The 7,273-nt window shown below is 66.0% G+C and carries 6 protein-coding genes; 4 read left to right on the top strand and 2 right to left on the bottom strand.

All coding sequences use genetic code 11. The annotated features are described in order from the left end of the window. Positions 1-373 (top strand): hypothetical protein (locus KBX53_RS16400; protein ID WP_210860185.1); only part of this gene is annotated, 373 nt, incomplete at its 5' end. A 410-nt stretch (positions 374-783) separates the two neighbouring features. Here the strand turns inward: KBX53_RS16400 and KBX53_RS16395 are convergent. Continuing rightward, positions 784-1,422 (bottom strand): hypothetical protein, encoded by a 639-nt coding sequence (locus KBX53_RS16395; protein WP_210860183.1) that lies wholly within the window; start codon positions 1,420-1,422, stop codon positions 784-786. 705 nt (positions 1,423-2,127) lie between these two features. Between KBX53_RS16395 and KBX53_RS16390 the strand changes: the two genes are divergently transcribed. From KBX53_RS16390 to KBX53_RS16380, 3 genes are read left to right on the top strand one after another with little or no spacing between them, the layout of a single operon-like run. Further along, positions 2,128-2,355, top strand: a complete 228-nt coding sequence (locus tag KBX53_RS16390) for a hypothetical protein (RefSeq protein WP_210860181.1) — start codon at positions 2,128-2,130, stop codon at positions 2,353-2,355. Further along, complete coding sequence (locus KBX53_RS16385) at positions 2,355-2,975, top strand: RNA polymerase sigma factor (protein WP_210860179.1); 621 nt, start codon at positions 2,355-2,357, stop codon at positions 2,973-2,975. The genes KBX53_RS16390 and KBX53_RS16385 overlap by 1 nt, the downstream gene beginning before the upstream one ends. Continuing rightward, positions 2,972-3,718: a hypothetical protein gene (locus tag KBX53_RS16380; RefSeq protein WP_210860177.1), complete on the top strand. Its 747-nt coding sequence runs from the start codon at positions 2,972-2,974 to the stop codon at positions 3,716-3,718. Before KBX53_RS16385 ends, KBX53_RS16380 begins: the two co-directional genes overlap by 4 nt. A 703-nt stretch (positions 3,719-4,421) precedes the next feature. Here the strand turns inward: KBX53_RS16380 and KBX53_RS16375 are convergent. Continuing rightward, on the bottom strand, positions 4,422-7,273 hold a 2,852-nt coding region (locus KBX53_RS16375; protein WP_210860174.1), incomplete at its 5' end, for a tetratricopeptide repeat protein.

Here is a 7,273-nt window from a genome sequence, read left to right as displayed (position 1 = left end):
GTCTTACTTCTCGAGAGTCGGCGCTTGGATCGTCAACTGGGGATTCCCCACCATCTTCGCCGAGCTGCTCGTGCGGGAAGGGCGCTACGAGGAGTTGCGGGCTCGAGTGACCGCGGGCGACCAAGGGGCCCTCGACCGCTTGGTCGCGTTGTTCGTCGACCAAGACCGCATCGACGAGGCGGTCAGCGTGCTGGAGGTCCGGGCCGACAGGGGCGACTACCACGCGGCGGCGGTGCTGACCGATTTGCTCATCGAAGTGGGTCGCACCGAGGACGTGCGAGCCCGAGCCGCCTACGGCGATCCCTATGCCCGGGAGAAGGTGAGCGAACTGCTCGACGGGCTCGGGGCACGCCGGAGCTCCCGGGCGCTCTGATCGGCGATCGCCAGCCGACGCCGGAGCAGCCCGCCAAGCCCTCACGGTCACGCTGGTACGCGGCCTGCCATTCCGCCTGCCCCGGCAACGCCTTCACCGAGTTACGAGACGTCCTTTAGTCTCTCTCAAAGCGGGGGAAGTCCACCTTGCGGGGTGGCGGCGGGAGGCAGAGCATTCGAGATTCACGCCGACGTTGGCCCGCCCGACAGCGACCCATGCCGTCGGGCTGGTCGCAGCGCGAAACCGTGCGGGAGGCCAGCTCGGCGAAGATGGTGGGGAATACCCAGTTGACGATACAAGCGCCGACTCTCGAGAAGTTAGACGACGTCCTGCCGGCGTTCGGTTGGGTCTTCGGAGCGAGATCGTCAGTCAGCGGAGAGTTTGGATGCGCAATTCCGTCGTCGAATATGTTAAGGGCTACCTGGGTCGATCGCATCCCAGTCCGCAGCCAACCGCTCGTTGGCCAACCGGCGCTCCTCCTCGAGGACTTTTTGCCGCCGCTTCCAGTCCTCCACTACGTCGTCGTTCGGCAGGAGCCGAACCGGCTCCTGCTCACCGTTTCGGCGCCAGCGAGCCCTGCGGTTATCGGTAAACACGAACTCAAGGTCGAGGTGCCAGGGGTGACCAGGACATCCACAGCCGATATGCATCACGTGCCAGAGCTCTGGAGCGTCAAGCCAACCGTTGCGCTTCGACTGGCCGGGCCCGACCGTCCCGAAATGCAGGGGTAACGCCCGTTCTGGAAGAAACACCATCACGGATGAGATCGGCTCGCCGCTGTGGTTGTCCACCTGAACAATCACCTGGTCATATTCGCGAGGCGGGGCGTTGGCAGGGCGTGGCAGATGGTCGTTGTCCCAGTGCACATTCGGCTCAGACACGATGTCTGCGGTCACAAGCCGGGCAACCTGTCGCCCTGTCTCCTCGGCCTCCGCTCGAGACCGATCACGGGCGCGCAAAGCGGCTAGCCCCGATACGACCACCGCCGTCACAGCGGCCACACCGGCAAGAATCGACCCGATGGAATCATTGATATCCCAGAATCCCATACACCAAGGATGCCACCATCATGTTGATCTCCAGCGGTGCCCGTTGAAGAACCAAGTCGGACGAGATTGGTGACGGGTCGGGGCGGTCCGGTGCGGTGATCGCAGGCCAGCGAGGCCAGGTTTCCCTCGTGGTGTTTCCATGGTATACCCGGTCCCTGGATAGCCACCGGTGGCCGTTGTCCAGGGGTTGCAGCGGCGGAGGTTCCCATGGTCGGCGGGGTCCCGCCGACCATGGGAACCAGGCGTAGTCGGTCGCGTCGTCAACATCAGCGCCACCCGGTGCGCTAACCTGCGCCAGCTTGGCGACAGCGATGCGCCGCGCCTGGTTGCCGCCCATTCACCCCCGAAAACGGCGGTAACCGAGGCATCGTCAACTACACCTACCACGTCGGGCTTCCGGTCGGCCGCCCGTGAACTGCCCCCACCCCCTGCTAATCCAGCGACTACGCGGGCCCCGGCTTCGGGTCCGACTCGCGGTACAAGCGCACAGCGCGCTGGCGTAGCTCATCGGGGTACTTCTTCGGTGCTGCCACGGACAACTTCCTCCCCACGGCCACCAGCCCATGATCAAGAAGCTCCATGAAAGCGGGTTGGCTCAGAGGCGCCAAGAAGATTCTGAAGGACCGGTTCACGCTGGACACGGTTTCCACCCTCCACCCATCAGTGCCGCGCACCGGCGCGGCCCGACGAGTGAAGCGAGGTTCAGTGGACGTATTCAGCTGGGGCGGACTCGCGGCCGCCACCGTCACCAGCCTCACCGGGCTGCTGGCACTGTGGATCCGTGCCCGGTGGCGGGTGCGCCAGGAGAAGACCCGCGGTGACTCCCTCATCGCGATCGCCGAGGCGCTACCCGCAGGCGGTCGGCTGCGAGACCAGCGCGCCGACGGGTCCTGCATCACACTGACCGTGCCGATATCCCCGCGGAGGTCGTGATGGATGAGCGCGCGGCAGAGTCAGCGCCTTCTTCCGGAAGGCGATGGGAGTTGATCGAGGTCAAGAGGTACACCGACACCCTCGGTCACCCCCCGTCCTGTGAACCGGCCCTGGACGTACAGGCGGACGTGGAGGAGGACTTCAAGGCCTTCTTCCGCAGCGAGATCAAGCCCCTGATCGGGTTTTTGGTGACCAGCCTCCGAATCCCGACGGCCGACGCCGCCGACGCCGCCCAAGAGGCGATGCGTGAGGCCTACCGGAAGTGGCGGGATATCAACAAACCCCGGGCGTGGATCCGGACCGTCGCATCCCGCAAGGCCATCCGGAAGCTCACCAGCCCGGCGGAGGTGCTCACCGACGACGTGACGGCACTCAACCCGCTCCTGCGCGTGCCACCCGACCAAGCCGTCCTCTGGGAGGAGCAGCAGAAGGTGGTCCAGCTCTTCAACGCGCTGCCTCCCCGCCAGCGTCAGGTGATGGCGTGGACGTTCGACGGGTACGAGCCGGCCGAGATCGCCAAGCAGTTGCGGATGACGCCAGAAGCCGTCCGGAGCAACCTCTACAAGGCCAGGAAGACCCTCGCCGCGCTACTGCAGGCCAGCGATCGGGACGAGCAGTGACCGAGGGGGCGGAGATGGATAGGCGATTCGACGACGTCGACGCGACGCTACGTGCCGCCGCGGAGTGCTTCGAGGAGCAGCTCGACGAGATCCTTGACGTTGAAGCTGGCCTGCGGGACATTCTGATGGAGGACGACTACCGCCAGCTGGACGAAGAGCTCTCCGAGGTGCTCGACGTCGAGGCGGGACTCGCGGCCGTCCTCGGCGAGGGCGATTGCGCAGAGATGGAGTGGCCCCCACCTTCGGCACGGCGACCCCGCCCGCTGGGTGCCGGTCAACAGGGCGGCGACTGCATGAGGTACGACCTCATCAAGGTGACGTTCACGCCTGACTGCAAGGTGCCGGAGCAGCCGGACACGCTCGAGCGGGTACGGCGGCTGGCGGCGATGATGTTCGGCACGCTCATGGATGTCCAACTCGGCGAACCTGGCTACGAAGCGGGGTTCGCGATCAAGCGGGCGGTCAATCAGGCGGAGCGGTGCGCTCGGGCGTTCCGTGCCCTGCCCGATCTACTCGAGGCCAGGGTGGTGGGCAGGACGGAAGCCGTTGACATCGTCCGCCGCACGGCGGACGCCTTCATGGCTCTGCACACCTCGCTCGCTGAGTTGCGGGCAGCGAAGCGGCAACCGGTCCAGACGGTCAAGAACGAGGTCTTCAATCGGGCGGTCGAGGCGAGCCGGTTGCAGGGGCCGGTCGCGCGCTTGTTCGATCCGTCGGACGACGTGGTTGAGGCGCTTCTGTGAGCAGCCGGGCCGGGAAATCTCCCGGCCCGGCCAGAGGCCTTACCCGGCCTCCATCACCGCGGGCGGGCGGCGGGCGCACGCCATGACGTCGGCCGGTTCCAAAGCACGTAAGTCCCTCACCTCGGCTTGCGGGTGCCCCCACGTCCAGGGTCGTCGCGCTCTGCCGCAGGCCGAGAGTCGGCCTGCTCGTCTGGGCCATGAGGTCGCTGACGACGCGCTAAGGATGGGTTTGCGCTGGACTGTGTCAGCGGTGCTGAGCGGCGAGCGGGTGGGTCTGCCGGTCGTTTCAGGGCAGCGGCAGACCCACGCGATCAGCATAATTGCAGCTCAGACGCTATCTGGATCATGTACTTGGGGTCCAAATCGCCCCACCGACACGACCCCCCATGCCTGCGGCCAGCGTGTATGGAATGGGTAGGGGGCGCACTGCTCCCTTGGTGACGGGCGTTCTGCTGATGGGGGAGCGGGACGCGGTGGACTGGCGATGCCCCTGTCGGCCCCCCGTTTACCCCCCGAAAACCCCCGCGCATGGTTGACAACCAGTGACAAGTGGCGATCATTGCCTGATCACGTCTGCGCAGCTCAATGTCTACTTCTGATAGTCAATGACAGAGGCAGGATGGCTACGGATTGTAACAAGGGGTTTTGACAAGCAATGACAAGTCCTGAACGAGGCTCGACAAGAGGTTGTCCTCGGTTCAAGTCAGGCATCGTCGGTCGTCACCGCCGAGGCATCGTCGGGTGACCGAACGTCCCAGGCACTGTGCGTCCCGTCGGCCGGTGCGGTGCTCATTGGGGTGGCCATGTGGAAGGCCAGGGTCGTCGTTTTCTCGTCGGCGGCTCCGCCGGCGACCCCTGCCGGGGCGCTCTCCTCGATGGCGTAGACCAGGAGGCAGCCAGTGGCCGGCCCGCTGAACCGGTCCGCGATGCCGTCGGCGACCGGCGAGCTGAGACCGGCGATCCGACGCGCGGTTGCCCGGTGCAGTGGTGTGGAAATGACTCTAAAGGGGCCGCGTTCGGTACGCCGGCGGACCGAGATCGAAAATGGTCCGTTGCCTAGGATCGTCCGGGCGCTATCTGGGCGTGGATGCTCGGGGAACACGATGACCCATCGGCCGAGCTGACGCTCGGTCAGGCTCCGCAACCAGTTCAGGTGAGGTCGGAAGGCATCCTCCGGCAGCCACGTCAGCTCGCTCAGCACGGACATCAGCAGCCGATGGTCGATGACCGACACCAGGGCGGAGAACTGACCGTCGCGGCTCCCGGTGCGGAAGTGCTGTCTGGTTCGTGGGGTGTGCAGGATTGGTTGCCAAGCTTGGAGATTCTGAAGGATCGTCGCTCCACCGACTGGGTAGGCTACTGGCTCGATTGGGTGTCCCGGTGATCGTCGCTCGACGAGGTACGCGTTCCAGTCCCGGTCTCGACGCTGGACTCGGGTGTCGGGGCGCAGGGCCACCAGGGCCTGTGGCAATTGCCGGGGTGTGAGTGGGCCGAACGTCGCGAGGCCGTGCCGGGCGACGAACTCTGCTCGAAAGGCCGCCAGTAGCGGGCGATGCAGGGGTGGCGTCGTCACGAAGCGGATCAGATCCTGGTAGGCCGCGCGGAACCCCAGCGACTGTGCCGCCTGAGACATCTTGTCTAGCGACGCTGCGGTGTGCCACATGTGCGTAATCACGGTGCTGCTCGACAAAGTGTGCCGGTTCGTGCCGGAGAGCACCACGACCGACCATCCCGGAGCTTGGCCGGGTTGCTCGTCGTGAGTACTCAAATCGGCCTGAACTGGCTGCTCACCGATCAGTTGAAGCGCCGTGGTGAGATCGGCCTGCAGATCCTCAAAGTTCGGCGGAGTTGGTAGCTCGGGAGCAATCGATCGGCTGACCGGCAGGATGTCGCTCTCGTACCGGTGCCGCAGCCTCCGGGTCCGGTCGCCGTCGTCTTCACGCCAGAGCGCCTTGATGTGTTCTGCGAGCAGCCGGCGCTCGTCGATTCGGCGTGGGCCGTGGACGAGCAGGACGTGTTCTCTGACCGGGCCGTAGCCCGACCGTTCGCGATGCCGCCGGACCGCGCCGGTCAAAATCCAGAGATCCACCGCGGCCCGCAGCGACTCATCTAGCTCGTGTCGTTCGAAGAGGCGGACGTGGGCCGGCTGCTCGGATACGGCCGCTGGGTCTGCGGACTCCAACACTTCCGGGTTGAGGTCTTGCAGGATCTTCGGCCCGACGTAATTGTCCGGTGTCGGAAGGCACATTACGAGATCCCGGGGGAACAGTTCCGCGGGATGGGTCGGATCCACCAGCGCGTTCGTGAACAGGGTCTTGCCGAACGCTACATACGATGCCTGGGGTAGTCGCTGTGTCAGCAGCCGCTGAAGCAGCCCCGCGAGGGAGCTCTCGGCTCGTGCTGTGTGCTTCCAGTCTCGGCGGGGCATCGCCGAGATGGTCGCTTCGTCGGTCGCGTCGTCGATGACTAGTGCCGGCCATTGGGAAGCCTGCTCGCTGTCGATCTCGGCGATCAGCCGCCGCACCGCCGCCGTACTCTTTTTTACGACATGGATTTGGGCCGAGTCCAACCCGTCCCTGGCACCGAGGGCACGCTCGATCCGGTGCCGCGTCTGCTGTTCCTGCGCATTCAGCGGGCCGGTCAGCACGATGATCAGGCGATACCCCTGGTCAATCGCCATCGCAACGGTGGCGATCATCCAGGTCGACATGCCCGCACCTACATGACCTACTAAGAGGCTCCGGAAGGGCCTCGCCGATTCCGCCGGAGGCATTCGGCGGATCAGCTCCGCCGAATGCGCTTCGACCGCGGACGCCGCGGCGTGAGGGAACCCGGCGTCGGCGATCAAGTGGTTCCGGTACTGCCGCCAGATGGGCCCTGGGTCGATCCGGGCCGGCGCCGGCGAGCAGTCGTCGTAGAGGGTCACCGACTCGGGCGAAAGTTCGGCGGATCCGGTCTCGGGCTCGGCCAAGTCGTGCAGCTGCTCGCCGGCGAGTAGATGCCCTCGCTCGGCGGCTCGCTCGTACCAAAGACGAGCGTATTCCGGCTCCTCCCGCTCCTCCATCAGCAGTCCCAAGTTGTACATCGCGTCGGTGTCACCAGACTCCACCGCCTGCCGGTACCAGTAGGCGGCACCGGCGTGGTCCCCGCCGATCTTCCGGAGCACGCCCAGATTCGTCATCGCCGCCACGTGCCCCTGACCGGCGGCCCGCCGGTACCACTGCGCGGCCTCGACGTCCGCGCCGGACTCCCGCAGCATCATTCCGAGGTTCACCATGGCAGCGGTATGACCAGCGTCCGCGGCGCGTCGGTACCAGTCCCTCGCCTCGTCCCAGGCCGTCCGGCGGCTCATCAGGACAGCAAGGTTGAACATTGCGATCGGATCCCCAGAGTCGGCCAGCGGGCGCATCGCCGCCTCGGCCACATCGTGCTCGCCTCGGGTATACGCGGCGGTGCCGATGAGGAAGCGAGACTCGGATGTGGCCCGCTCGAGCAGCGCGTCCCAGACGGTCCGCGGGACCGCCGCCTTGGCCAGCCGGCCTTCCCCGTGATCAG

Source organism: Micromonospora sp. M51, from assembly GCF_018070305.1.
Taxonomy (GTDB): domain Bacteria; phylum Actinomycetota; class Actinomycetes; order Mycobacteriales; family Micromonosporaceae; genus Micromonospora; species Micromonospora parva.
This window is presented reverse-complemented; position numbering and strand designations above follow the sequence as displayed.

Bases quoted from the DNA above. Each gene is read 5' to 3' on its own strand.
- KBX53_RS16395 (WP_210860183.1), bottom strand. From the start codon at position 1,422: ATGGGATTCTGGGATATCAATGATTCCATCGGGTCGATTCTTGCCGGT.
- KBX53_RS16385 (WP_210860179.1), top strand. From the start codon at position 2,355: ATGGATGAGCGCGCGGCAGAGTCAGCGCCTTCTTCCGGAAGGCGATGG.